The following is a 23,195-nucleotide window of genomic DNA, read 5'->3' as shown; positions in this document are numbered from 1 at the left end:
GCGGAACCGCACTCGGCGGGGTCAGTCCTCGTCGCCGAGGATGACGCGGTGGGTCATCGCCTCGGGGTCGAGCACCTCGTCGGCCTCCGACTCGGTGAGGTACCCGGCCTCGACCGCGGCCTCGCGGACGCTCTTCCCCTCTTTCAGCGCGGTCTTCGCGACCTTGCTGGCCTTATCGTAGCCGATCGCGGGATTCAGCGCGGTCGCGAGCGCCATCGACTGCTCGACGCGTTCGCGGGCGAACTCCTCGTTCGCCTCCAGCTTCCCGACGAAGCGCTCGCCGAACGTCTCGGCAACGTTCGAGAGCAACTGCGCAGATTCGAGGAAGTTGTGCGCGATCACCGGCTTGTAGAGGTTCAGGTCGATTTCGCCGCGAGCCGCGCCCGCGGAGACGGCGGCGTCGTTGCCGACGACCTGCTTGTGGACCTGGTTGACCGACTCCGCGACGACCGGGTTGATCTTGCCGGGCATGATAGAGGAGCCAGGCTGGTTCTCGGGCTGTTCGATCTCGCCGAGCCCGTTGCGCGGGCCCGAGGCGAGCAGCCGCAGGTCGTTGGCCATCTTGTTGAGGCTGCCGGCGATCGTTTTAAGAGCCCCGTGTCCCTCCGCCATCGCGTCGTGGGCGGCTTGCGCCTCGAAGTGGTTCTCCGCCTCGCGGAACTCGGTGCCGGTCTCGTCAGAGATGTACTCCGCGGCCAGCTCCGGGAACTCGGGGTGGGTATTGAGCCCGGTCCCGACCGCGGTCCCGCCGAGGGCGAGCTCGCGGAGGTTCGACTGGACGGCCTCGGCGCGCTCGATGCCCTTCGAGACCTGTGTCCGGTAGCCGCCGAACTCCTGGCCGAGACGGATCGGCGTGGCGTCTTGGAGGTGCGTCCGCCCCGTCTTGACGACGCCGTCGAACTCCGTCTCCTTGGCTTCGAGCTCGGCGTGGAGCGTCTCCAGCGCGGGCACGAGGTCCTTCTCAACGGCCTCCAGCGCGGCGACGTGCATCGCCGTGGGGATCACGTCGTTCGACGACTGCCCGTAGTTGACGTGGTCGTTGGGGTGGACGACCCGGTCGCCGATCTCCGCGCCCGCGATCTCGGCGGCGCGGTTGGCGATGACCTCGTTGGCGTTCATGTTCGAGGAGGTCCCGGAGCCGGTCTGGAACACGTCGACCGGGAACTGGTCGTCGTGTTCACCCGCGATGACCTCGTCCGCGGCCGCGACGATCGCCTCCGCGGTGTCGTCCTCGACGAGGCCGAGGTCGCGGTTGGCCTGCGCGGCCGACTTCTTCACGACGCCGAGCGCGCGGATGAACCGCCGGCTCATCGGGATCCCCGAGATCGGGAAGTTCTCGACGGCGCGCTGGGTCTGCGCGCCCCAGTAGGCGTCCGCCGGCACCTGCATTTCGCCGAGGCTGTCCTCTTCCGTGCGGTAGTCGTCTGCCATGTCTCGGCCTTCCCGCGAGACGCTGTAAAAGGTACTGGAAGGCGTCATCCCCGCGTGATCGTGCGGTACGGTAGCAATACGTGTGCCACGAACAGCCGCGAGTTCAGCGAGCGCCCCGATGCCTTGCCCGACGGGATGATACCGTCCCGAAGTCGCCTGTGACGGGGCGTTTCAGCGGTCTCGGGCGCTCTTAGGCACGAATTTAATTCGACTGAAACCGCGTCAACTCGGCGCCACGGCGTTCCCGTTATATGTCGCTCCGCCGGCAACGGCCGAGCGCCTATGAGCTCGAACGACTCAGCGATCGGAAGCGCACTCGACCGCGACACGGTTCGGTCGGCGAGCAAGCTACTGATCGGCGCGCTGGCGGTCGTCGGCGTGCTCTCGGTCGTGACGCTGCTACCGGGGATCGACCGGCTCGTCCCGTTCGCGCCGGTGACGTTCGCCGCGGTCGCGACGGGCGTCGTCGCGCTCGCGGTGGCCGGCATCCTCCTGTACGCCGCACCCAAGTTCGCGCAGCTGACGCGGCTGGCGCTCGACGGGAGCGACGCCGAGGGGGACGCGCGGCCTGACCGGATCGCCGAGAACGCCGGCGGGATGGCCTACTGGCTCGTGGTCTTCGGGGCGGTCCTCGTCGCATACCGCGGGCTCGCCGGCGCGGCGATCCCCCTGTTGAACGACGCCGCGTGGGCGTACGACGCCGCGTTCCTGTTCGTCGCGCTCGTCCCCGTCGTCTTCCTCGTCGCGCGCCTGACCGTCACGGTTGACCCGCTGGCCGAGTTGGTCGCCGACCGCGTCGCCGGCGAGGAGTCCGAGGCGGACGCCCGCGAGTCGACCGCGACGGACGACCGCGACGACGGCTGACGTCGGAACCCGCGCCGGTCTTTCGCTGGGAGAACTGAGAGCGCAGTATCCGCGCCGCCGAGCGAACGGTTGCGGCGACGCCGCGGAGGGCGCGAGCGGCGGCGGAGCGCGTCCGTGTGGCGGGAGCGATGAGGGGCCGAGTCGCCGGCGTCAGGCGTCGTCGATCGGCAGCAGTCCGGCCTCGCGGAGATCGCCGGCGAGCGCGCCGTTTCCGTGTTCTACGTACGCTTCGGGCGTGTACGTCTTGATCTCCAGTGCGTGGACGGACTGAGTCATGTGGTCGCCGACCGCGTCGTACACGCGCTGGTGCTGGTCGACGAGCGACTCGCCTTCGAAGGCAGGAGAGACGACGACCGCCGCGAAGTGGGCGTCCTCGTCCTCGTCGTTGTGGATCCGGGGCGCGGTCACGTCGGCGACCGCGTCGGGGAGGTGCTCCTCGATGAGGTCCGCGACCGCCTCGGGTTCGATGGACATGGGCCCGCTCGGTCGCGGACGGGCAAAAGTCGACCGGCCCGGTGCGCCGAGCGTGCGCGGCGAACGGCCGGCGGGCGGCGTCGACGTCCCCTACCGCTCGAAGACGAGCCCGTAGTGGAACGGCGGGAGGTCGACCTCGCGAGCAAGCGTCAGGTCGCCGGGGGCGTGCTCGACGGTACGCCGGGTCGGCGCGGGCGTCAGCCGGAGGTCGGTGGGCGGCCCCCGCGGCTCGTCGTCGATCCGCGTCTCCGCGCGCGGTCGGTCGCGCCAGTTGACGACGACGAGGCGACCGTCGGGCGCGAGCGCCTCGCGGACTCCCGAGACAAACGGCTCCGGGTCCGGGATCCCGTGGAACGCGTTCAAGAGGAGCGCGGCGTCGACCGGCTCTGGAAGGAGGCCGGCGAGGTCGCGCGCGTCGCCCTCGACGGTCGCGACGTTCGCTATCCCCTGCGCGTCCGCGAGGCGATCGAGCTCGGCCAAGAGGGCCTCCTCGACGTCGACGGCGTAGACGGTCCCGGGGTCGGCGACGCGGGCGGCGGGGAGCGCGAAGTAGCCGTTCCCGCTGCCGATCTCGGCGACTGCGTCCCCAGCTTCGATGCCGAGTTCGCGGAGGGTCTCGCCCGGCGTCGGCCACACGCGACCCCACCAGTCCCAGTCCGGCTGTCCAGTGTTCCGGAATCGTCCCATGCGACTCGTAGTCGCCAGCCGACGGTTATGCGTTGCGAGTGCGGCGTCGTCGACCGCCCGCTGAATCGCGTCTCCCCTGTCCCCGGCTCGTCAGACGCGGTCGAGCCGCGAGAGGCCGCGCCAGATCGCGTCGACCAGCCGCGGTTCGGGGTCGTCGTCTGGGTCCGTTCCGTCCCACCCCCTCGCGACCGCGTCCTCCAGCACCGGGAGCGAGTGGTTCTCGAAGTTGTTCACCCCGCGGAACGATTCCAAGGCGTCGCGGGCGTCGTCGCCGAACTCGGCGGTCGGCTCGCCGTCGTAGAAGCCGAGGGCGGCGAGCGCCGACTCGACGGCCCGGGCCGCGTCGCCGGTCAGCTTCCGCGTCTCCGCGGGCGCTTCGCGCTCCAAGAGCGTCACGTCGTAGATCTTGAACACGCGCTCCATCTCCTTGATCGGTCGCTCGTGGTCGTCGACGCGCACGTCGACCCAGCGATCGTTCCGCCCGTCGTACCCGCCCTCGGGCTTGGCGACGTACAGCGCCGCGGCCTGCTCGCCCCGCCTGTCGCCGCCGGCCTCGTTGCCTGCGTGAAGCGCGGCGATCAGCCGCTCCGGGAGCCCGCCGTCGGTCTCCTCGAACGCGACGGCCATCGCGTCGAGAGTGTCGGCGTTCTCCAAGATGTTCCCCTGGACCGTGTAGTGGTCGCCCTGCCGGTCGCCGGCGTGGTCGTGACAGGCTTCGCCCGTGAACGCGGCGGGCGGCTCGTCGGGGTCGACGCCGACGACGCCCACCTGTCGCGACGGAGCCTCGTCGTCCGCCGCCGTGAGCCGGTCGATCGCGTCGGCGGGCGCGTGGCCCTCGCGCAGCAGGTCGAGCCCGTCGGGGCCGTAGGCGACGTTCGCGAAGCTCTGCGTGGCGACCGCGCCCGCGTCGGCGCTGACGAACGGGACCACGGAGCCGACGCTGACGAACTTCGACTGGACCGCCACGCCGACCGCGCCCGTCTCCGGGTCACGGGCGGCGATCGAGAAGGTCGAGGGTCGAGGTGGCATGCGAAAGCGACTGTCGGTCGCCGCGATCTTAAATCCGGCCGTCGCGCGGGTCCGACGGGCCGTCAGGCGGATGGCCGTCGCACACCGCTGCCCTCACCGCGCCGTTACTCAGCCGGCTCGGCTTCGGTCGTCGGGTCCGTCACTTGGATCCGCTCGGCCTCGACGTCCTCGAAGGTCGCCCCCCACCCACCCACGGTCCATCGCCGCTCGCCGTCATCGACGACGATGGAGGCGGTCCCCGTCAGCGCCATCACCGTCGGGGCGCGGTCGTCATCGGTGTCGACGTTGGCGACGTGTTCGGCGTCCACGACCTCTCCCGAGAGGGTCACGGAGCGGTCGCCGTCCGTCTCGCGCCCCTCGATCTCGACGTGGAGCGACTCATCCCCGCGGATCCGGCTCCGGTTCTCGAGCAGGAACTGCCTGATGTCCGCGAACCGCTTCGGGCCGGTCCGGTCGGCCTCGTACGCGATCGGCGACGGCAGCCACGTGAACAGCAGGAAGTGCCAGAAGAAGACGTAGGTGAACGACCGGTTGCGGAGGATGAGCCCGTAGTCCTCGACGGCGGCGGGGTTCGGCGCGAACGCGGTGCGACGGAGGTCGGAGGTGAGCACGAACGGCGCGGGTCGGGAGAGGCGGTGGGCGACGCTCACGGCCCCCTCGTAGTCGGCGTCCTCGAGCGGCTCGTCGCCGTCCCGGCTCAGGAGCGTGACGTTCACTGTCACGTCGCGGTCGCGGGCGTCGACGAGGTCGGTCCGGAGCGCTTCGAACTGGTCGCGGGTGAGCGTCGCGTGGATCTGGGTGTCGGCGTCGCGGACGAACGTCCGGGCGGCCTCGAGCACCGTGTCGAACCGCTTGACGATGCTGACCGTCTGGGTGTCGAGGGTCGGTCGCTCGTAGCGCTCCTCGATCTCCGCGGCCGCCGATTCGAGCGCGCTCGCGCGGTCGGTGAGCCCGGAGACGATCGTCTCGGGGTCGGTCGCGCGCGCTTGGAACGTCTCCTGTTCGTACAGCTCCACGTAGCCGAAGTCGTCGAGGTCGCGGAGCACGTCGTAGATCCGCGCGTCCGGCACGTCGCTGGCCTGCGCCACCTCGGTCGCGGACGCGGTCCCCAGGTCGAGCAGCGTGACGTACGCGTTCGCCTGGTAGTAGGAGAAATCCGCCGCCTGGAGCGTCTCCAGGAGTTCCTCGGTGTCCATGGCGATTAATTAACTACCTCGGTGTATAAAAACCATTACTGCGCCGCGCCGACCGACGGCGTCCCGTCGGGCTCACTCCACGTCCGGGTACGGGACCGGGCCGTCGAGGAGCGGGTCGTCGGTCGCGCGCATCCACGACTCCAGCTCGTCGCGCAGGCGGTCGAGCGCGTCGAGGTGGGCCGGGTCGGGGTCGCTCGCGGCCGCCGCCGACTCGAACGGCTTCTTGTCCGAGGCGAGGTTCTCCGACTCCTCGGGATCGGTCTCGAGGTCGTACAGCTCTTCCGTCGGGCGCTGGGGGACGTGGAACTCCTCGTGGACCTCGCGGCCCGAGGCCGTCGGCGCGACGTCCATCGGGACGAACACCTTCGGCAGCACGGAGAAGTTGCGGACGTATTTGTACCGCTCCGTGCGCACCGCGCGGATCGGGTTGTACCGGTCGTGCCACGTCATCTCGGCGAAGACCCGGTCGCGACCCTCGTGCGACTCTCCACGAAGCAGCGGCGCGAACGACTCCCCCGAGACGTCCGTCGGCGGGTCGATCCCCAGCAGGTCCAGCATCGTCGGCGTGAAGTCGACGTTGGTGACGAGCCCGTCGTGGACGTCGCCGCCCTCGACGACGCCCGGCTGGTGGACGACGAGCGCGGTCTCGACGCCGGGGCCGTAGCAGGTCCCCTTCGCGCGCGGCATCGCCAGCCCGTGGTCGGTCGTGAACACGAACACCGTCTCCTCGGCCAGCTCGGCGTCTGCGAGCGACTCGCGGTACGCGCCCACCGCGGGGTCGAGCACCGCCGAGATCATCGACCGGAGGTCGGCCACGTCCTCGCGGACGCCGGGCGCGTCCGGGAGGTACGGAAAGTCGTCGAGCGACACCTCGTCGGGGTCGTACTCGTCGTACGTCTCGTCGGGGAGGTACTCCCGGCGGAACGGCCGGTGCGGCTCCTCGATGCCGATCGAGACGAAGAACGGGTCGGCGGCGTCCGCGCGCTCGGCGAAGAAGTCGTCGACGACGTCGACGAGTTCGAGCGCGCGCTTCGTCCCGCTGTCGACGTACTCGTAGCCGAGGCGCTCGGGCTCGTCGGGCACCTCGTGTTGGAACCCGAGGAGGGCCGTCTCGTACCCCGCCGCGCGGAGGCGTTTCGGGAGGGTCTCCCACTCGTCGCCGAGCGCCCAGCCCATGTGCGCGAGCCCCATGACGCCGTTCTCGTGGGGGTAATGGCCGGTCATCATGCTAGCGCGGCTCGGCGAGCACTGCGGGGCCGAACAGAAGCTGTTCGCCATCCGCGCGCCGTCCGCTGCCAGCCGGTCGATGTTCGGCGTCTCCACGTCGGCCCCGTAACAGCCGAGGTGCTGACCGAGATCGTGACAGTGAACGAGGACGAGATTCGGGCGGTTCGGCGCGTCGGGGGCGGCGTCGGCTCCGTCCGTCATACCCTCCACTACCCCCGGAGACGCCAATAAATAGCCGTGATCCCGATCGGCGTGGCGGAGATTGTGATTAGTAACTATAGCGGTAATTAATAAGCAAATTTGAAGTAAGTGGGCCGACTGGTTGGGAACGACATGTCCGATGATCGATCCTGTACTACGCGCCGAACCGTACTGAAGACGACCGGCACCGCGTCGGTGCTCGGGAGCGTCGCGCTCGCGGGCTGTTCGGGCAACGGCGGGGACGGCAGCGACGGGAGCGATGGGTCCGACGGGTCCGACGGGTCCGACGGCGGGAGCAACAGCCTCGAGATCACTGGCGTCTGGTCGGGCGGCGAGCAGGAGTCGTTCAGCAACGTGATGGACTTCGTGGAGGAGTCGACGGGCATGGGCCTCGAGTACTTCCCCCGCGACACCGACAGCCTGCTCACCGGCACCCTGATGGACTACGAGTCCGGGGTCGCGTCGGCGGACATCGTGGTGATGCCGTCGCCGGCGCGAATCATCTCCGACGCCCAGAACGGCCACCTCGCGCCGGTCGGCGACGCGTGGGACGCCGACAACTTCGCGGTCGACCCGTCGCGCGTCACCGTCGACGGCGAGGTGTACGCCGCGCCGTTCAAGATGGACCTCAAGCCCGGCTTCTGGTACCGGAAGTCGTTCTTCAACGAGCACGACCTCTCCGAGCCCGAGAGCTGGGACGAGTTCATGACGCTGCTCGACGACATCTCAGGGATCGAGGGCGTCGACGCGCCCATCGCCTCCGGAGGCGGCGCCGGGTGGCCGCTCAGCGACCTGACCGAGGGCTTCTTCATGCGGCAGGAGAACGGCGCCTCGCTCCAGCAGGGCCTCATCAGCGGCGACGCCTCCTTCACCGACGACCGGGTCGCGACGGCGTTCGACGAGATCAAGACGCTCCACGACGAGGGGTATCTCAGCCAGACCCGCGACTTCGGCGTCCAGTACGAGTACTTCTGGGAGAACAGCCTCCCGCTGTACTTCATGGGCTCGTTCACCCCGGCGCAGGACGCGGTCCAGGACCCGTCGGACCTCGGCGTCTTCCGGCTGCCCGGCACCGACGGCATCTCCTCGTCGGTCAACTGGTTCACCGTGCCGAAGTATTCCGACAACGTCGACGCCGCTCGCGACGCCCTGAGCTCGTTCGTCTCCGCCGAGGGACAGCAGGTGTGGGTCGAGGACGGCGGGTTCATCGCCTCCAACACGGAGGTGCCGGACGACGCCTACGAGCTCGAGGTCATGGCGAACCTGCCGGACCTCGCCAACGAGGTGACGGTCGTGCCGGACCTCGACGACGCGCTCGGGAACCCGTTCCAGCAGGAGTTCTGGTCGGTGCTCCTGGGTCTGTGGGCCACGCCTGACACGCCGACCGAAGACATCGTCGGCCCGCTCGACGAGGCCCACCAAGAGACGCTCGGTAACTGACGATGGAGTCGACGTCGACCGCGGACGACCGAACCGACCGGCGCGGGTCGCTGGCGAGGATGTTCGACCCCGAGGAGCTCCGGCGACGCAACCTCGTCTCGCTCGGGATGGACGTGCTCATCCTCGTGACGACCGGCTTCCTCGCGATCCTGTTCACGATGGGGCTCTGGCCGGCGGTCATCGGCGCGGTGCCGATGGCGACGCTGCTGTACTTCGGCTGGGCCTCCTCGAAGGCGTTCTTCGTTGCGCAAGCGCTCGCGATCACTGCGTCGCTGCTCGGTACCGCGACCGGCGTCCTGCCGTACTAGCGGCGGCGCGTCTCCTTTTACTTCACCGCGGTTCGAGTCGCGTACACCTGCGGAGCCGTCGCTCGGGCGTGGGTCGTAGGATAAGGAGGTGTCAGCGTCGGGCGTCGGGCGGGGGTATCGAAAGAGAACGGACCGCGAGCAGACAGCAAGGCGGGCTCAGTCGGCGACCGCGGCCACCATCCCCTGCTTGTAGTACCGCTGGAGGGTGACGAACAGGAGGATCGGGACAATCATCGTCAGCACCGACCCGGCGGCGACGAGCCCCCAGTCGATCTGGAGGCGGCCCTTCATCAGCGGCAGCACCTGCGGCGCGAGCTGGTTCTCGCGGGACCGCATGAACACGAGGGGGAAGAAGAAGGAGTTCCACACCCACGTGAACTGGATGACCGCCACGGAGACGAGCGCCGGCGCGGAGTAGGGTAAGACGATAGACTTGAATATCTGGTACCGCGACGCGCCGTCGATCCGGGCGGCCTCCTCCAGTTCCTCGGGGAGCCCGAGGAGGAAGTTCCGGAGGAACATGACGACCCATCCCATCCCCCAGCCGATGTGGACCAGGATGAGCCCCATGTACGTGTCGAAGAGCCCGGTCGTCCGCAGCGTGTTGTAGTTGCCCATCGCGACCAGCTCCGGCGGCGCAGCCATGACGACGATGAGCAGGAAGAACAGCGCCTTCTTCATCGGGAAGTCGAAGCGGGCGAACGGGTACGCGACCATCGTCCCGAGCAGCGTCACGGCGAGGACGGCCGGGATGGTGACGATCGCGGTGTTGTACATCGCCTGCCGCATCGGCCCGGACTGGAACGTCCACGCCTGGGCGTAGTTCTCGAAAGTGACGGTGAGCGTCTCGAAGTTCCACCAGCCCTGGATGATCTGGTCGAGCGGTCGGACGGAGGCCATGAACAGCCCGATAAGCGGGACGAGCCACAGCAGCGCGACGCCGATGGCGATCACGTAGCGTAACGCGCGCGAGCCGCTCGGGACCGCCGCACGGAGGCGTTCCGGGAGGGGTCGGTCGGAGAGCGGTGCGGTCTCGGGCGGCTCGTGGTACACGCGCCCGCCGTCGGTCTGCGCCTCGCTGTCGGCGTCCGTCGGATCGTCTGAGTGATGTGTGTCGGTCATTGTGGGTCAGTCCATTGAGGCGATGTACCACGCCATCGGCAGCGCGATCACCAGTTCGACGAGCGCGACGACCATCGCCTTGCTGTACTCTATCGGGACCGAGAACGCGGCCTGGTACACCTCCAGCCCGAGCACCGAGAACGCCCCGCCCGGACCGCCGGACGGGCCGCCTGCCGCGTAGACGATGGCGAAGATCCGGATCACCCAGATCATGCTCATTATCACGACGACCGCGGTGACGGGCTTGACGAGCGGCCAGATGATGTCTTTGAATCGCCGGAACCGCCCCGCGCCGTCGACGCGCGCGGACTCCAGTAACGCGGGGTCGATCCCCGCGAGCGCGGAGCTGTACAACAGCATGCTGAAGCCGGTCTGTACCCAGACGCCGCCGGCGACCAGCGCGTAGATCGCTATCTGCGGCTCCTGGACCCAGTTCCGGACCATCCCCTCCAGCCCGAGAGACCGGAGCAGCCCGTTGAAGATGCCGGCCTGCGGGTCGTAGACGAACAGGAGCACGAGCCCGATCACGACTGTGGGCGTCGTGAACGCCAGGAACACCATCGAGCGGAGGATGCTCCGGCCGCGCAGGTCGGCGAAGAGCAGCGCGAGCCCGAGCCCGATCAGCGTGCTCAGCGGGACGTGGACCACCATCCAGATGATGTTCTGCGGCAGCGCCCCCATCGGGTACTGGAACGCGAGGAGGTTGCTCCAGTTGATGATCGCGTCGTCCTGAAACGTCGCGATCCACGTGTCGAGCCCGGCGAACTGTCCGATCGTGAACCCGTCCCAAGTGAAAACGCTCCCGACGGCCGAGTACAGCATGGGCCCGACGGAGAAGATGGCGAACAGCGTGAGGCCGGGGAGCATGAACACGAGGATCGCCGTGAGCTTCTCTCCGTCCACGTCGCGGTCGAGCCGATCGTCGAGGTACGATCCGACGGACATGGTATCAGGCCACCAGTTCGCCGTCCTCGTCATAGAGGTACGCGTCGGTCGGGTCGAACGTGAGGTGGACGGGGTCCCCCGCGGTCGCGTCCGTCTTCGGGACCTTCACGTTCACCACGGAGCCGCCGACCTCGACGTTGACGAGGACGTACTCCCCGAGCGGTTCGACAGTCTTCACGGTCCCCGGCACGGTCCAATCGGTGTCCGGCGCGTCGGTCGACACGTCGATGTCCTCCGGTCGCACGCCAACCGAGACGGTCCGCGACGACGTCTCTCCGGGCATCGGGAGGGTGTTGCCCTCGTCGAGCCGGACGCTGCCGTCGCGGTTCTCGCCTTCGAAGAGGTTCATCGGCGGCGACCCGATGAACTTCGCGACCCAGGTGGTCCGCGGCCGCTCGTACAGCTCTTGGGGCTCCGCAATCTGGCGGATCGTCCCGTCGTTCAACACGACGATCTTGTCGCCCATGCTCATCGCCTCCTCCTGGTTGTGCGTGACGTAGACGGTCGTGATCCCGAGCTCGTTCTGGATCCGCTTGAGCTCGGAGCGCATCTCTAAGCGGAGCTTCGCGTCGAGGTTACTGAGCGGCTCGTCGAGGAGGAACACCGAGGGCTCGCGGACGATCGCCCGCGCGAGCGACGTCCGCTGGCGCTGCCCACCAGATATCTCGCCCGGGTCGCTCTCCATCTGGTCTTCGATGTGGAGCAGCTCGGCGACCTGTGCGACCCGCTCGTCGCGCTCCTCCGGCGGCACCCCCCTAACCTTCAGCGGGTACTCGATGTTCTCCCGGACGGTCATGTGGGGATACAGCGCGTAGTTCTGGAACACCATGGCGACGTTGCGGTCGGCGGGCGGGGTCCCGTCGACGCGGTCGTCGTCGAAGTAGATCTCCCCGTCAGAGGGGTCTTCCAGACCCGCGATCATCCGCAGCGCGGTCGTCTTTCCGCAGCCGGACGGCCCCAGGAACACGACGAACTCTCCGTCGTCTACCTCCATGTCCAGTTTGTAGTTGGCGACCGTCTCACCCCCGTCGAAGTACTTGCTCACCGATCGCATGCTAATGCGGGTCATCGACTATCCGTCCGTATTCATTTATTACACTTATAATTAATCATAGACCATGGATAAGAGGATGGCCGCAGTATGCGGGTATCAGTTCTCTGTCCGTCTAATTCAATAATTACTTAGCATTCCTTTCACTATGTGGGGGAGATGAGTTCCGGCCTCTTCGACTACACCAATTTTCCGCAGATCTCCGGCGAACTCTTCAGAACCGTCCAGCGGCGGGACCTCTTCGCGGACGACAAGCGCTTCGTCGACGCCGAGCCGCGCGTCCCGCCGGACCTTGTGTTCGAGCGGTACCTGTCGCGGCGCGACCGACCGGACTTCGACCTGGAGTCGTTCGTCGAGGGGCACTTCCGCCTGCCCGACCCCATCGCGGCCGCGCCGGACCTCGCGGCCTCGCGGTCGATGGAGGACCACGTCTCCTCGCTGTGGGGGACGCTGACCCGGACGTTCGGCGACGTCGCCGGGGCGGGCTCGACGATCGTTCCACTCCCAAACCCGCACGTGGTCCCGGGCGGCCGGTTCCGCGAGATGTACTACTGGGACAGCTACTTCACGGCGGAGGGGCTGGCGACGGCCGGCCGGACCGACCTGATCGCGGGCATGGTCGAGAACATCGCGTCGCTCGTGGACCGGTTCGGCTTCGTGCCGCTCGGGAACCGAGCGTACTACGACAGCCGGTCGCAGGTCCCGCTGTTTTACCGCATGCTCCGCGTGCTGGAGCGCGAGGAGGGGTTCGACGCGGTCGCGCCCCACGTGGAGGCGCTCCGGACAGAACACGAGTTCTGGATGGACGGCGGAGACCACGTCGCCGGCCCCGACGACCCCGCGGCGCACCGTCGCGTCGTCGGACTGGCGGACGGGACGGTCCTCAACCGGTACTGGGACGACCGCGCCCGCCCGCGGCCGGAGTCGTACCACGAGGACCGTCGGCTCGCCGAGCGAGTCCCGGTCGACGACCGCCCCGATCTGTTCCGGGACGTCAGGGCCGCCTGCGAGTCCGGGTGGGACTTCAGCTCCCGGTGGCTGGCTGGCGACGACCTCACCTCGATCCGGACGACAGAACTGATCCCGGTCGACCTCAACGCCGTCCTCTACGGTATGGAGTCCGCGCTCGCGGAGTGGCTGCCGCGCGTCGAGCGGGCCGAGGCCGGCGAGCGGTACGCCGAACTGGCCGCCGACCGCCGGGAGGCGATCAACCGGTACTGCTGGGACGCGGAGGCGGAGTTCTACGTCGACCACTCGTGGGTCGACGACCGGCCGTCGGACCGGCTCACGCTCGCCGCGGTCGCGCCGCTGTTCGCGGGGGCCGCGACCGACGACCGGGCGGCCGCGGTCGCGGATCGGCTCCGCAATGACTTCCTCCGACCCGGCGGGCTCGTGACGACGCTCGAGGCCACCGGCGAGCAGTGGGACGCGCCCAGCGGCTGGGCCCCCCTCCACTGGATGGCCGTCACCGGCCTGCGTCGGTACGGCCACGACGACCTGGCCGACGAGATAGCCGACCGCTGGGTCGACCTCGCGCGGAGCTCCTTCGAGGAGACCGGCCGCATGGCCGAGAAGTACGACGTCCGCTCGGTGGGCGAGACGACCGATCTAGGCGAGTACGAGCCGCAGTACGGGTTCGGCTGGACGAACGGCGTCGTCACGGCGCTGGCGGCGCGGGAGTAGCTCGCGGACGCCGGCGGGAGCCGCCGCGCCGCGGTTCTGAACGCTTATCCCCGCCGGCCGACTTCGATCGAGTATGAGCGACGACGACGCCGTCGATGTCGAGTCCGCCGACGACGAGGGCGACGCGGCGAGAACGAACGGCACGGCGGAAGCGACCGCCGACGGAGCGAGCGGGGAGTCGGCCGCCAGCGACGACGCCGGCGCCCGCGCCGAGAGCGAGGCGCTGGCCGCGGCCGTCGCCGAACACGACGAGGCGCTTGCCCGCGAGGTGGCGGCGCTGGAGGCGGACCTCGCCGAGACCCGCGAGGCGCTCCGCGAGCGCGACGAGGAGGTCGAGGAGCTGACGAGCAAGCTCGCCCGTGTCAAGGCGGACTTCAGCAACTACAAGCAGCGCGCGAAGCGGAAGCAGGAGGACATCCGGGAGCGCGCCTCGGAGGCACTCGTCGAGCGGCTCACGCCGGTGCGCAACGACCTGCTGCGCGCGCTTGACCAAGACGAGGGGAGCGACCTGCGGCCCGGCGTCGAGTCGACGCTGGAGAAGTTCGACGACGTGCTCGCAGAGGAGGGCGTCGAGGCGATCGATCCGGAGCCGGGCGAGGAGGTCGACCCCGCCCGGCATCAGGTGATGCTCCGCGTCGACAGCGACCGCCCGGAGGGAACGATCCACGAGGTGTACGAGCCGGGCTACGAGATGGGCGACCGCGTGCTGAGCGAGGCGAAAGTGACCGTCAGCACCGGCGACGGCGAGTGACGCGATCCGCTTTTCACGACCGGACCGCCGCCTCGTAGGCGTCGATCAGGTCGTCGACCCCGGCGTCCGGCTCCGCCGTGTGCGGGACGGAGAGCGGCGAGACCGACACCTCGCCGTCCACGACGGCGCGCCGGTCGGTCCCCACGGGGTCGGGGACGTCGTCCTCGTTCATCCGGCCCCAGATCGGGTCGGAGAACCCGACCCGGCCGTCGCCGTTCCGCTCCGCCCGCAGCCCGTACCACGTCGAGGGGGTGGTGACGCGGAGCGGCGCGCGGTCGGCGTCCGCGATCGGCGCGTTGACGTTGAGGTAGTCCGCGCGTTCGAACACGCCCGCGTCGACCGCCTCGTCGACGAGGAACCGGGTCGCGCGGGCCGCGTGCGCGAAGTCTACCCCCTCGAACTCGCGTTTCCACCAGTCGTCGCCGCCCGGCACGTACATCGACGTCGCCACCGCGGGCACGTCGAAGAACGACGCCTCGACCGCGGCGGAGACGGTCCCCGACCGGCCGAGCGTGTACGCCCCGAGGTTCGCGCCCTCGTTACAGCCCGCGACGACCGCGTCCGCCTCGGGGACGAGCTCGTCGAGCCCCGCGACGACGCAGTCGACCGGCGTGCCGTCGACGACGTACCCCAGTTCGTGGTCGTCGACGGCGACGTCGTCGGAGAGCAGGCGGCCCACCGACGACTGGTCGTCCGCCGGCGCGACGACGGTCACCGCGTACTCGGCCGAGAGCGCGTCGTAGAGCGCGCGCAGCCCCGCGGCGTCGACGCCGTCGTCGTTGGTCAAGAGGATCCGGTCGACGCTCATACCCGTATCAGGGGCGAGTCGGGCAAAAGTCCACCGTCGATCGGCGGGGACCGCCGCGCGAGTTCGGATCGAACGGAAAAGCACACGTATCGCCGGGCCGACCGCCCGGTATGGGATTCGGGGACACCGCCAAGAAGATCCAGACGCTCGCCGACCGCGCCGAGCGGACGTACAAGAAGATCAGCGAACTGCGCGAGGAGGTCGACGAGACGCAGGAGACCGTCATCGACACCTCCGAGCGCGTCAAGACGCTCGAAAACGAGATGGCAGAGCAGCGGGCCGTCCTCGACGCCGTCGCCGAGGAGGTCGGCGTCGACCTCGAACGGGTGAGCACAGAGGCGCACATCACCGACGCGGAGGAGGGAGCAGCGGCGAGCGACGGCGGCGACGCGGACGACGACGCCGGAGAGGACGCCGCGTAGTCGCCGCGGTCAGTCGTCGCTCGCCGCCGCGTCAGTCCGCGAGACGACCTCGGCCGGGACTCCCGCGACAGTCGCGCCCGGCGGGACGTCCTCCGCGACGAGCGAGTTCGCGGCGACGCGTGCGCCCTCGCCAATCGTGACGCCGGGCAGGACCACCGCCCCCGCGCCGATCATCGCCTGCTCCTCGACGACCACGTCGCCGAGCCGGTACTCCTCGTGGAGGAACTCGTGGCACAGTAACGTGGCGTCGTACCCGATTATCGCGTCGTCGTCGACGCGGATCCGCTCGGGCCAGAACACGTCCGGCGTCGACTCCAGCCCCCACGAGACACCCCTCCCAACTGTAACGCCGATCCGCCGCAGCAGCCAGTTCTTCAGCCGGAGGCTCGGGCTGATCCGCGCGAGGACGATCGCGACGTAGTTGCGGACGACCGCGAGCGGCGACTTCGCGTCCGGCCACGACCACAGCGAGTTGCGGGCGCCCGGGGTCGGGAACCGGTCGAGGCGGTCGCTTCGGGACGAATCCTCGTGGGTCGCGGCCGCGTCGTCGTCTGTCACGTCACGTCGTTCGGACGGGGAGGATAAAAGGGTCGCTCCGGGGCGCCGACCGACCGACGGGACCGGATCAGTCCCGCAGTTCGTCCATGTGGTCGATCCGGCGCTGGACGAGGTCGGCCGTGCCGATGTCGTGGCGGATGCGGACGCGGTCGCCCGCGGCGGCCAGCGCGTCCTCGGCCTGCGCCTCGGCGGCCGCGACGGAGTCGCCGCGGCCGACGACGGCGAACGCCCGCGACGTAGTGGTGTACAGCCCCCCGTCGCGCTCGTCGACGCTGGCGTAGTAGAGGAGGGCGTCCCCCGCGCTCTCCTCGTCGACCGCGATCGACGCGCCCGCGTCGGGGTCGGTCGGGTAGCCGTCGGGCACCGCGTACTTACAGACGGTCGCCTCGCCGGAGAACTCGAGCTCCGGGAGCGGCTCTCCGTCGCGGGCAGCGACGAGCACGTCGACGAACGGCGTGTCGAGGACGGGGAGCGTGTTCATCGCCTCGGGGTCGCCGAAGCGCGCGTTGAATTCGACGACCTTCGGCCCCTCGTCGGTGAGCATGAACTGCCCGTAGAGGACGCCCTTGTAGTCGGGGAGCGCCTCGACGACGGCCTCCAGCACGTCGACCGCGGCGTCGTAGTCGCCCTCGGCCATGAACGGGAGCGAGAAGCCGGTGTCGGTGTACGACCCCATCCCGCCGGTGTTCGGTCCTTCATCACCCTCGTAGGCGCGCTTGTGGTCCTGGACCGCTGGGGTCGTCCGGACGTCGCCGTTCGCGACGAACGCCTGTATCGTGAACTCCTCGCCGACGAGCCGCTCCTCGAGGACGACGCGGTCGTAGTCGGAGTCCCGGAGGTACGCCTTGGCCTCTTCCGCCGTCACCTGGTCACCGATCACTTTCACGCCCTTGCCGCCGGTGAGCCCGGCCGGCTTGACCGCGAGATCGCCGTCGTAGGCGTCGATGTGCTCGCAGGCCGCGTCCGTGTCGTCGAACACGGTGTAGTCCGGACAGCCGGGGATCGCGTTCCGCTCCATGAACTCCCGCTGGTACGCCTTGTCGGTCTCCAGACGGGCCTCCGCAGCCCGCGGACCGAATGCGTAGACGCCGGCGTCGTCCAGGGCGTCCGCGACCCCGGCCTCCAGCGCGGACTCCGGGCCGATGACGGCCAGGTCGGCGTCGACCGCGGTCGCGTACTCGGCGACGGCCGCGGCGTCGGTCTCGTCGGTCGACTCGAACCCGTCCGCGAGCCGCCGGATACCCGGGTTCCGGACGCTCGCGCAGGCGTACAGCGCGCAGTCGTCGGCCACCGTTCGGGCGATCGCGTGCTCGCGGCCGCCGCCCCCCACCAACAGCACGGTCTCCGTCATGCCCGACGGGTGACCGCACGGTAGTGTAAACCTTACTCTCTCCGCGGTCCGATATACACGCGTTCGTGGATACTCTCGTCGCGGGCGGCGGCGCTCGGCACGCCCCGGACGCCTTTTGACTCGTCGGGCCGAACCGGGCCCATGTCACAGCCGACCGAGCGGAACCGCCTCGACGGGGAGGCGAGTCCCTACCTCCGACAGCACGCCGACAACCCCGTCAACTGGCAGCCGTGGGGCGACGAGGCGTTCGAGCGCGCCCGCGAACACGACGTGCCGGTGTTCGTCTCCATCGGTTACTCCTCGTGTCACTGGTGTCACGTCATGGCCGAGGAGAGCTTCGAGGACGAGTCGGTCGCGGGCGTCGTGAACGACTCGTTCGTCCCGGTGAAGGTCGACCGCGAGGAGCGCCCGGACGTCGACAGCACGTTCATGACCGTCTGCCAGCTCGTCACGGGCGGCGGCGGCTGGCCGCTCTCGGCGTGGTGTACGCCCGAGGGGAAGCCGTTCTACGTCGGGACGTATTTCCCACCCGAGCCGCGGCGGAACCAGCCCGGGTTCCGCGGGCTCTGTGAGCGGATCGCCGACTCCTGGAGCGACCCCGAGCAGCGCGAGGAGATGAAGCGGCGCGCCGACCAGTGGACCCAGAGCGCGCGCGACGAGCTGGAGTCCGTGCCGACGCCCGCCGAGGGCGACGCGTCGCCGCCCGGCTCCGACCTGCTCGACACGGCCGCCGCCGCGGCGCTGCGCGGCTACGACGAGGAGTACGGCGGCTTCGGGAGCGGCGGCGCGAAGTTCCCGATGCCGGGCCGGATCGACCTCCTGATGCGCGCGTACGCCGGTCGCGGCCGCGACGCGCTCCTGTCGGCCGCGGCGGGGACCCTCGACGGGATGGCCGACGGCGGGATGTACGACCAGGTCGGCGGCGGGTTCCACCGCTACGCGGTCGACCGGGAGTGGACCGTTCCCCACTTCGAGAAGATGCTGTACGACAACGCCGAGCTGCCGATGGCCTACCTCGACGGCTACCGGCTCACCGCCGACCCGACGTACGCGCGAATCGCGAGCGAGTCGCTGGCGTTCCTCGACCGCGAGCTCCGCCACGCGGGCGGCGGATTCTTCAGCACGCTCGACGCCCGGAGTCGCCAGCCCGCCGACCGTCGGGACGACGCGGAGGCGGACGAGGTGGACGCCGACGGCGAGGACGTCGAGGGGGCGTTCTACGTCTGGACGCCCGAGGAGGTAGACGCGGTCTTCGACGAGCCGGCGGCGTCGCTGGCGAAGGAGCGGTACGGGATCCGACCCGGCGGCAACTTCGAGCGCGGTACGACCGTCCCGACGGTGGCCGCGTCGGTCGACGAGCTGGCCGCGGACCGCGACCTGTCGCCCGAGTCGGTCCGCGAGACGCTCGTCGAGGCGCGCACCGCGCTGTTCGACGCCCGCGAGTCGCGGCCGCGCCCCGCCCGCGACGAGAAGGTGCTGGCCTCGTGGAACGGGCGGGCCATCTCCGCGTTCGCGAAGGCGGGCGACTCTCTCGGCGAACCGTACGCCGAGATCGCCCGCGAAGCGCTCGACTTCTGTCGCGAGCGGCTCTACGACGCCGAGGCCGAGGCGGGCGCACTCGCCCGCCGCTGGCTCGACGGCGACGTGCGGGGGCCGGGCTACCTCGACGACTACGCGTTCCTCGCGCGCGGCGCGCTCGACACCTACGCCGCGACCGGTGACCCGGAGCCGCTCGGGTTCGCCTTGGATCTGGCCGACGCGCTCGTCGACGAGTTCTACGACGCCGACGACGGCACGATCTACTTCACGCGGGACCTCGACAGCGAGAGCGCAGAAACGGACGATTCCGGCCCGCTCATCGCCCGGCCACAGGAGTTCACCGACCGCTCGACGCCGTCGAGCCTCGGAGTCGCGGCCGAGACGCTGGCGCTCCTTGACGGCTTCCGGACCGACGGGGAGTTCCGGGAGATCGCCGAGCGCGTCGTGACGACCCACGGCGACCGGATCCGGGGGAGCCCGCTCGAACACGCCTCGCTCGTGCGGGCCGCGGACCTCGTCGAGACCGGCGGGATCGAGGTGACGGTCGCCGCCGACGAGGTCCCGCGCGAGTGGCGCGAGACGCTCGGCGAGCGGTACTTGCCGGGTGCCCTCGTCGCGCCCCGGCCGGCCGGGAAAGACGGGCTCGACGAGTGGCTCGACCGCCTCGGCATGGCCGAGGCCCCGCCGATCTGGGCGGACCGGGACGCGACCGACGGCGAGCCGACCGCCTACGTCTGCGAGGGGTTCACCTGCTCGCCGCCGCGGACGGACCTCGACGCCGCGCTCGGGTGGCTCGGCGACGGCGAGTGACTGAGGCTCCGTCGGGAGCCGGAACCGTTTAACCGTCCGGGGCCGGTATTCCCGCCAGTGTACGACTTCGTCGTCGTCGGAGCGGGCCCGGCCGGATCGCGGTTCGCTCGCCAGGCCGCCGAGGCGGGACGCGAGGTCCTCCTCCTAGAGTCGGGGACCGTCGGCGAGCCGCTGGCCTGCTCCGGCCACGTCTCGACGGACCTCTGGGAGTACGTCGACGACGGGGCGGCGGAGCGGCTCCGGCAGAACCGAGTGTTCGGCGCGCGCTTCCACATCGGCGGCCCGGAGTCGACCGCCTACCCCTTCTACAAGCGGGATCCCGTGTCGAACGTGATCGACCGCGTCGGCCTCGACCGGACGCTGGCCGACCTCGCCGAGGCGGCGGGCGCGGACCTCCGCGAGGACCACACCGTCGTCTCGGTGGACGAGCGCGACAACCGCGTCGTCGTCGAGGCCAGCCTCGGTGACGGCAGTACGGAGCGGTTCGAGTCCCGGATGGTCGCCGGCTGCGACGGGCCGACCTCGCGGGTGCGCCGCGCGCTCGACCTCCCGGAGCCGGACGAGCTGCTCCACGGTGTCCTCGGCTTCGACGACGAGGCGGACGGAGGCGACTACGTCGACGTTCACCTCACCGCCCCGACGTTCTTCGCGTGGCGGATCCCCCGCGGCGAGGCGGGCGTCGAGTACGGGCTCGCCGCGCCGCCGAGCGCGGACGTCTCCGCGCGGTTCGACCGCCTTACCGACGCTTACGACGCGACGACCGACCGCCGCTGCTCGGGCGCGATCCCCGTCGGCCCGCCGGCGCGGACGACGAGCGACCGCGGGTTCCTGATCGGCGACGCCGCTGCGCAGACAAAGCCGTTCACCGGCGGCGGCATCCTCTACGGGATGCGGGCGGCCGACGTCGCCGCGGCGGCAATCGACCCGCGCGACCCGGCGACGCTCGCCGCCTACGAGTCCGGGTGGCGCGAGGAGCTCGCCACGGAGATCCGTCTCGGGAAGGCGATCCGCCGGTGTTACTCGCTGCCGGAGCCGGTCCAGCGGGTCGGCCTCCGAGCGCTCTCGGGGGAGATCGGCGTCCACATGGACGAGCCGTCCTCGTTCTTCTCGCCGTCGAACCTACGGGCGCTGTTCTCGCGGGGCAGTCCGCCGGAGTGAGGCGAGGCGGTGAGCGAGGGCGGTCCCGGAGACGCCAGCGGGAGAGCTACTCTTCGACGACGTTCGCGAACGAGACGTTCTCGCGGACGCTCGTGATCTCGACGGTCGGCTCCTCGCCGGGTTCGGCGTCGGGGACGATGACGACGTAGCCGCGCTCGATCTTGGCGATCCCGTCGCCTTTGTCGCCCAGCGTCTCGATCGTCACGTCGCGGACCTCGCCCTCGGAGACGGGCGGGTCGGGTTGGACGGCGCCGGCCGCCCCGCGCGAGGTGGGGCGCTGCCCGTCGTTGGAGGGCGACCCGCTCGCAGAACCGTCGGTGTCGTGGCCGGACGAGGCGCCGCCGTCGGATCCCGCGCCCGACGCGTCGTCGGCCACTTCGGCTCGATCGAGGACCGCGATCCGATACGTCTCCCCGACGCTGACGCTGCCGTGCTCGATCTCCGAGGCCGGAACGGTGACCACGTAGTCGTCGCCCCGAGACTCTACCCGACCGGTGTACAGACACGCGAGAGAATCAGTGATTTCAACCATGCCCTTCCGTTGCGCGCACGGGGATGAAAAGCCACCTGTTCAGGCGTTCCGCGCCCGATGGTAAACGTTTACCCTGTTCCGAATAAATCGGAGGGTATGAGCCGGAACTACGAGTCGCTCCACGACCCGAACGCGGAGTACACGATGCGGGAGCTCTCCGCAGAGACGATGGGGACCACGGGGTCGCGCGGCGGCGACCGCGACGTCGAGATCACGGACGTTCAGACGACGATGGTCGACGGGAACTTCCCGTGGACGCTCGTCCGCGTGTACACCGACGCGGGCGTCGTCGGTACCGGCGAGGCGTACTGGGGCGCCGGCGTTCCGGAGCTGATCGAGCGCATGAAGCCGTTCGTGATCGGCGAGAACCCGCTCGACATCGACCGCCTCTACGAGCACCTCATCCAGAAGATGTCGGGCGAGGGCTCCGTCGAGGGCGTCACGGTCACCGCAATCTCCGGCATCGAGGTCGCGCTCCACGACCTCGCCGGCAAGATCCTCGATGTGCCGGCCTACCAGCTGCTCGGCGGGAAGTACCGCGACGAGATGCGTGTCTACTGCGACTGCCACACCGAGGAGGAGGCGGACCCCGAGGCGTGCGCGGACGAGGCCGAGCGCGTCATCGACGAACTCGGCTACGACGCGCTGAAGTTCGACCTCGACGTGCCGAGCGGCTTCGAGAAAGACCGCGCGAACCGCCACCTCCGCCCCGGCGAGATCCGCCACAAGGCGGAGATCGTCGAGACGGTCACGGAGCGCGTGAAGGACAAGGCGGACGTCTCCTTCGACTGCCACTGGACGTTCTCGGGCGGCTCCGCCAAGCGCCTCGCGGACGCCATCGAGGAGTACGATGTCTGGTGGCTCGAAGACCCCGTGCCGCCGGAGAATCTTGAGGTCCAGGAGGAGGTCACGAAGAACACGGTCACGCCGATCGCGGTCGGCGAGAACCGCTACCGCGTCACGGAGCTCCGCCGGCTCATCGAGAACCAGGCGGTCGACATCATCGCCCCTGACCTGCCGAAGGTCGGCGGAATGCGGGAGACGCGCAAGATCGCCGACATCGCGAACCAGTACTACGTGCCGGTCGCGATGCACAACGTCGCCTCGCCGATCGCGACGATGGCCGCGACGCACGTCGGCGCGGCGATCCCGAACTCGCTCGCCATCGAGTACCACTCCTACGAACTCGGCTGGTGGGAGGACCTCGTCGAGGAGGACGTGATCGAGGACGGCTACATCGAGGTGCCGGAAGAGCCGGGTCTCGGCGTCACGCTCGACATGGACGCCGTCGAGGAGCACATGGTCGAGGGCGAGACGTTGTTCGACGAAGCATAGCTTCGTCAAGCGAGCGAATCTCTGATTCGCGTTGTTTGACGAGGCGTAAGCCGAAGTCAAACGCGGAAATCTCTGATTTCCGCAGTTCGACTGAGCGGAGCGAAGTCGAGCCAGCAGCGCGGATCGCTGCGTTGTTTGACGAAGCATAGTGGCTAGTGGAAGTTATGAAGGTGGAATATGATGTATGAGTATGTCTGGAGATCGCCGCAAAGAGATCGTTCGTCACCTCAGTGAGGACGATCTCGATCGACTCCTCACAGAGTCTACGGATGA

The 23,195-nt window shown here is 69.6% G+C and carries 22 protein-coding genes; 9 read left to right on the top strand and 13 right to left on the bottom strand.

What is annotated here, in order from left to right; genetic code table 11:
* Nucleotides 1-21: 21 nt before the first annotated feature.
* Entirely contained in the window at nucleotides 22-1,431 is a 1,410-nt protein-coding gene (locus tag ABNG04_RS09165) for a class II fumarate hydratase (RefSeq protein WP_371162016.1), read from the bottom strand.
* 282 nt (nucleotides 1,432-1,713) lie between these two features.
* On the opposite strand from ABNG04_RS09165, the gene ABNG04_RS09160 reads away from it, so the two are divergent.
* On the top strand, nucleotides 1,714-2,295 hold the full coding sequence (locus ABNG04_RS09160; RefSeq protein WP_371162014.1) for a hypothetical protein: 582 nt from the start codon (nucleotides 1,714-1,716) through the stop codon (nucleotides 2,293-2,295).
* A 150-nt stretch (nucleotides 2,296-2,445) separates the two neighbouring features.
* Here the strand turns inward: ABNG04_RS09160 and ABNG04_RS09155 are convergent, their stop codons facing one another.
* From ABNG04_RS09155 to ABNG04_RS09135, 5 genes are all read right to left on the bottom strand, one after another.
* Nucleotides 2,446-2,769 (bottom strand): BolA family protein, encoded by a 324-nt coding sequence (locus tag ABNG04_RS09155; protein ID WP_371162012.1) that lies wholly within the window; start codon nucleotides 2,767-2,769, stop codon nucleotides 2,446-2,448.
* Nucleotides 2,770-2,859: 90 nt separating this feature from the next.
* Nucleotides 2,860-3,456 (bottom strand): class I SAM-dependent methyltransferase, encoded by a 597-nt coding sequence (locus ABNG04_RS09150; RefSeq protein WP_371162010.1) that lies wholly within the window; start codon nucleotides 3,454-3,456, stop codon nucleotides 2,860-2,862.
* A 90-nt stretch (nucleotides 3,457-3,546) separates the two neighbouring features.
* Complete coding sequence (locus ABNG04_RS09145; RefSeq protein WP_371162008.1) at nucleotides 3,547-4,485, bottom strand: DUF1028 domain-containing protein; 939 nt, start codon at nucleotides 4,483-4,485, stop codon at nucleotides 3,547-3,549.
* Between the two features lie 104 nt (nucleotides 4,486-4,589).
* Complete coding sequence (locus ABNG04_RS09140) at nucleotides 4,590-5,681, bottom strand: TrmB family transcriptional regulator (protein WP_371162006.1); 1,092 nt, start codon at nucleotides 5,679-5,681, stop codon at nucleotides 4,590-4,592.
* Nucleotides 5,682-5,753: 72 nt separating this feature from the next.
* Nucleotides 5,754-7,109, bottom strand: a complete 1,356-nt coding sequence (locus ABNG04_RS09135; protein WP_371162004.1) for a sulfatase family protein — start codon at nucleotides 7,107-7,109, stop codon at nucleotides 5,754-5,756.
* A gap of 195 nt (nucleotides 7,110-7,304) precedes the next feature.
* Here ABNG04_RS09135 and ABNG04_RS09130 point away from each other — a divergent pair, with 195 nt between their 5' ends.
* Both ABNG04_RS09130 and ABNG04_RS09125 read left to right on the top strand, forming a co-directional pair.
* Nucleotides 7,305-8,549 (top strand): ABC transporter substrate-binding protein, encoded by a 1,245-nt coding sequence (locus ABNG04_RS09130; RefSeq protein WP_371162673.1) that lies wholly within the window; start codon nucleotides 7,305-7,307, stop codon nucleotides 8,547-8,549.
* Nucleotides 8,550-8,551: 2 nt separating this feature from the next.
* The gene (locus ABNG04_RS09125) at nucleotides 8,552-8,857 is read left to right on the top strand and encodes a hypothetical protein (RefSeq protein WP_371162003.1); all 306 of its coding nucleotides are present in this window, start codon (nucleotides 8,552-8,554) and stop codon (nucleotides 8,855-8,857) included.
* Between the two features lie 156 nt (nucleotides 8,858-9,013).
* Here ABNG04_RS09125 and ABNG04_RS09120 read toward each other — a convergent pair whose 3' ends face one another.
* The 3 genes from ABNG04_RS09120 to ABNG04_RS09110 are packed head-to-tail and all read right to left on the bottom strand — an operon-like array spanning nucleotide 9,014 to nucleotide 11,978.
* A complete protein-coding gene (locus ABNG04_RS09120) occupies nucleotides 9,014-9,979 on the bottom strand; it encodes a carbohydrate ABC transporter permease (protein WP_371162001.1) in 966 nt (321 codons plus the stop codon).
* Nucleotides 9,980-9,985: 6 nt separating this feature from the next.
* Nucleotides 9,986-10,924 (bottom strand): carbohydrate ABC transporter permease, encoded by a 939-nt coding sequence (locus ABNG04_RS09115; protein WP_371161999.1) that lies wholly within the window; start codon nucleotides 10,922-10,924, stop codon nucleotides 9,986-9,988.
* A gap of 4 nt (nucleotides 10,925-10,928) precedes the next feature.
* Nucleotides 10,929-11,978: an ABC transporter ATP-binding protein gene (locus ABNG04_RS09110; protein WP_371162672.1), complete on the bottom strand. Its 1,050-nt coding sequence runs from the start codon at nucleotides 11,976-11,978 to the stop codon at nucleotides 10,929-10,931.
* A gap of 156 nt (nucleotides 11,979-12,134) precedes the next feature.
* Here ABNG04_RS09110 and ABNG04_RS09105 point away from each other — a divergent pair, with 156 nt between their 5' ends.
* Together ABNG04_RS09105 and ABNG04_RS09100 are read left to right on the top strand one after the other, a co-directional pair.
* On the top strand, nucleotides 12,135-13,658 hold the full coding sequence (locus ABNG04_RS09105) for a trehalase family glycosidase (protein ID WP_371161997.1): 1,524 nt from the start codon (nucleotides 12,135-12,137) through the stop codon (nucleotides 13,656-13,658).
* 73 nt (nucleotides 13,659-13,731) lie between these two features.
* A complete protein-coding gene (locus ABNG04_RS09100; protein WP_371161995.1) occupies nucleotides 13,732-14,409 on the top strand; it encodes a nucleotide exchange factor GrpE in 678 nt (225 codons plus the stop codon).
* Between the two features lie 13 nt (nucleotides 14,410-14,422).
* On the opposite strand, the gene surE is transcribed toward ABNG04_RS09100, so the two are convergent.
* Nucleotides 14,423-15,217, bottom strand: a complete 795-nt coding sequence (surE, locus tag ABNG04_RS09095; RefSeq protein ID WP_371161993.1) for a 5'/3'-nucleotidase SurE — start codon at nucleotides 15,215-15,217, stop codon at nucleotides 14,423-14,425.
* Nucleotides 15,218-15,327: 110 nt separating this feature from the next.
* Between surE and ABNG04_RS09090 the strand changes: the two genes are divergently transcribed.
* Complete coding sequence (locus ABNG04_RS09090) at nucleotides 15,328-15,639, top strand: DUF5798 family protein (RefSeq protein ID WP_371161991.1); 312 nt, start codon at nucleotides 15,328-15,330, stop codon at nucleotides 15,637-15,639.
* 9 nt (nucleotides 15,640-15,648) lie between these two features.
* Here the strand turns inward: ABNG04_RS09090 and ABNG04_RS09085 are convergent, their stop codons facing one another.
* On the bottom strand, nucleotides 15,649-16,197 hold the full coding sequence (locus ABNG04_RS09085) for an acyltransferase (RefSeq protein ID WP_371161989.1): 549 nt from the start codon (nucleotides 16,195-16,197) through the stop codon (nucleotides 15,649-15,651).
* A gap of 67 nt (nucleotides 16,198-16,264) precedes the next feature.
* A complete protein-coding gene (gene purD / locus ABNG04_RS09080) occupies nucleotides 16,265-17,548 on the bottom strand; it encodes a phosphoribosylamine--glycine ligase (protein ID WP_371161987.1) in 1,284 nt (427 codons plus the stop codon).
* Between the two features lie 141 nt (nucleotides 17,549-17,689).
* Here purD and ABNG04_RS09075 point away from each other — a divergent pair, with 141 nt between their 5' ends.
* Together ABNG04_RS09075 and ABNG04_RS09070 are read left to right on the top strand one after the other, a co-directional pair.
* Entirely contained in the window at nucleotides 17,690-19,897 is a 2,208-nt protein-coding gene (locus ABNG04_RS09075; protein ID WP_371161985.1) for a thioredoxin domain-containing protein, read from the top strand.
* Between the two features lie 57 nt (nucleotides 19,898-19,954).
* Nucleotides 19,955-21,055: a geranylgeranyl reductase family protein gene (locus tag ABNG04_RS09070; protein ID WP_371161983.1), complete on the top strand. Its 1,101-nt coding sequence runs from the start codon at nucleotides 19,955-19,957 to the stop codon at nucleotides 21,053-21,055.
* Nucleotides 21,056-21,101: 46 nt separating this feature from the next.
* Here the strand turns inward: ABNG04_RS09070 and ABNG04_RS09065 are convergent, their stop codons facing one another.
* On the bottom strand, nucleotides 21,102-21,587 hold the full coding sequence (locus tag ABNG04_RS09065) for a TRAM domain-containing protein (protein ID WP_371161981.1): 486 nt from the start codon (nucleotides 21,585-21,587) through the stop codon (nucleotides 21,102-21,104).
* Between the two features lie 96 nt (nucleotides 21,588-21,683).
* Between ABNG04_RS09065 and ABNG04_RS09060 the strand changes: the two genes are divergently transcribed.
* On the top strand, nucleotides 21,684-22,922 hold the full coding sequence (locus tag ABNG04_RS09060; RefSeq protein ID WP_371161979.1) for a mandelate racemase/muconate lactonizing enzyme family protein: 1,239 nt from the start codon (nucleotides 21,684-21,686) through the stop codon (nucleotides 22,920-22,922).
* Nucleotides 22,923-23,195 lie beyond the last annotated feature (273 nt).

The organism is Halorubrum miltondacostae (assembly GCF_041379815.1).
Lineage (GTDB): Archaea > Halobacteriota > Halobacteria > Halobacteriales > Haloferacaceae > Halorubrum > Halorubrum miltondacostae.
This window is presented reverse-complemented; position numbering and strand designations above follow the sequence as displayed.

Excerpts from the sequence above, each read along its gene's own strand:
- ABNG04_RS09165 (WP_371162016.1), bottom strand. The coding sequence starts at position 1,431 with ATGGCAGACGACTACCGCACGGAAGAGGACAGCCTCGGCGAAATGCAG.
- ABNG04_RS09160 (WP_371162014.1), top strand. The coding sequence starts at position 1,714 with ATGAGCTCGAACGACTCAGCGATCGGAAGCGCACTCGACCGCGACACG.
- ABNG04_RS09155 (WP_371162012.1), bottom strand. The coding sequence starts at position 2,769 with ATGTCCATCGAACCCGAGGCGGTCGCGGACCTCATCGAGGAGCACCTC.
- ABNG04_RS09150 (WP_371162010.1), bottom strand. The coding sequence starts at position 3,456 with ATGGGACGATTCCGGAACACTGGACAGCCGGACTGGGACTGGTGGGGT.
- ABNG04_RS09145 (WP_371162008.1), bottom strand. The coding sequence starts at position 4,485 with ATGCCACCTCGACCCTCGACCTTCTCGATCGCCGCCCGTGACCCGGAG.
- ABNG04_RS09140 (WP_371162006.1), bottom strand. The coding sequence starts at position 5,681 with ATGGACACCGAGGAACTCCTGGAGACGCTCCAGGCGGCGGATTTCTCC.
- ABNG04_RS09135 (WP_371162004.1), bottom strand. The coding sequence starts at position 7,109 with ATGACGGACGGAGCCGACGCCGCCCCCGACGCGCCGAACCGCCCGAAT.
- ABNG04_RS09125 (WP_371162003.1), top strand. The coding sequence starts at position 8,552 with ATGGAGTCGACGTCGACCGCGGACGACCGAACCGACCGGCGCGGGTCG.
- ABNG04_RS09120 (WP_371162001.1), bottom strand. The coding sequence starts at position 9,979 with ATGACCGACACACATCACTCAGACGATCCGACGGACGCCGACAGCGAG.
- ABNG04_RS09115 (WP_371161999.1), bottom strand. The coding sequence starts at position 10,924 with ATGTCCGTCGGATCGTACCTCGACGATCGGCTCGACCGCGACGTGGAC.
- ABNG04_RS09110 (WP_371162672.1), bottom strand. The coding sequence starts at position 11,978 with ATGCGATCGGTGAGCAAGTACTTCGACGGGGGTGAGACGGTCGCCAAC.
- ABNG04_RS09105 (WP_371161997.1), top strand. The coding sequence starts at position 12,135 with ATGAGTTCCGGCCTCTTCGACTACACCAATTTTCCGCAGATCTCCGGC.
- ABNG04_RS09100 (WP_371161995.1), top strand. The coding sequence starts at position 13,732 with ATGAGCGACGACGACGCCGTCGATGTCGAGTCCGCCGACGACGAGGGC.
- surE (WP_371161993.1), bottom strand. The coding sequence starts at position 15,217 with ATGAGCGTCGACCGGATCCTCTTGACCAACGACGACGGCGTCGACGCC.
- ABNG04_RS09090 (WP_371161991.1), top strand. The coding sequence starts at position 15,328 with ATGGGATTCGGGGACACCGCCAAGAAGATCCAGACGCTCGCCGACCGC.
- purD (WP_371161987.1), bottom strand. The coding sequence starts at position 17,548 with ATGACGGAGACCGTGCTGTTGGTGGGGGGCGGCGGCCGCGAGCACGCG.
- ABNG04_RS09075 (WP_371161985.1), top strand. The coding sequence starts at position 17,690 with ATGTCACAGCCGACCGAGCGGAACCGCCTCGACGGGGAGGCGAGTCCC.
- ABNG04_RS09065 (WP_371161981.1), bottom strand. The coding sequence starts at position 21,587 with ATGGTTGAAATCACTGATTCTCTCGCGTGTCTGTACACCGGTCGGGTA.
- ABNG04_RS09060 (WP_371161979.1), top strand. The coding sequence starts at position 21,684 with ATGAGCCGGAACTACGAGTCGCTCCACGACCCGAACGCGGAGTACACG.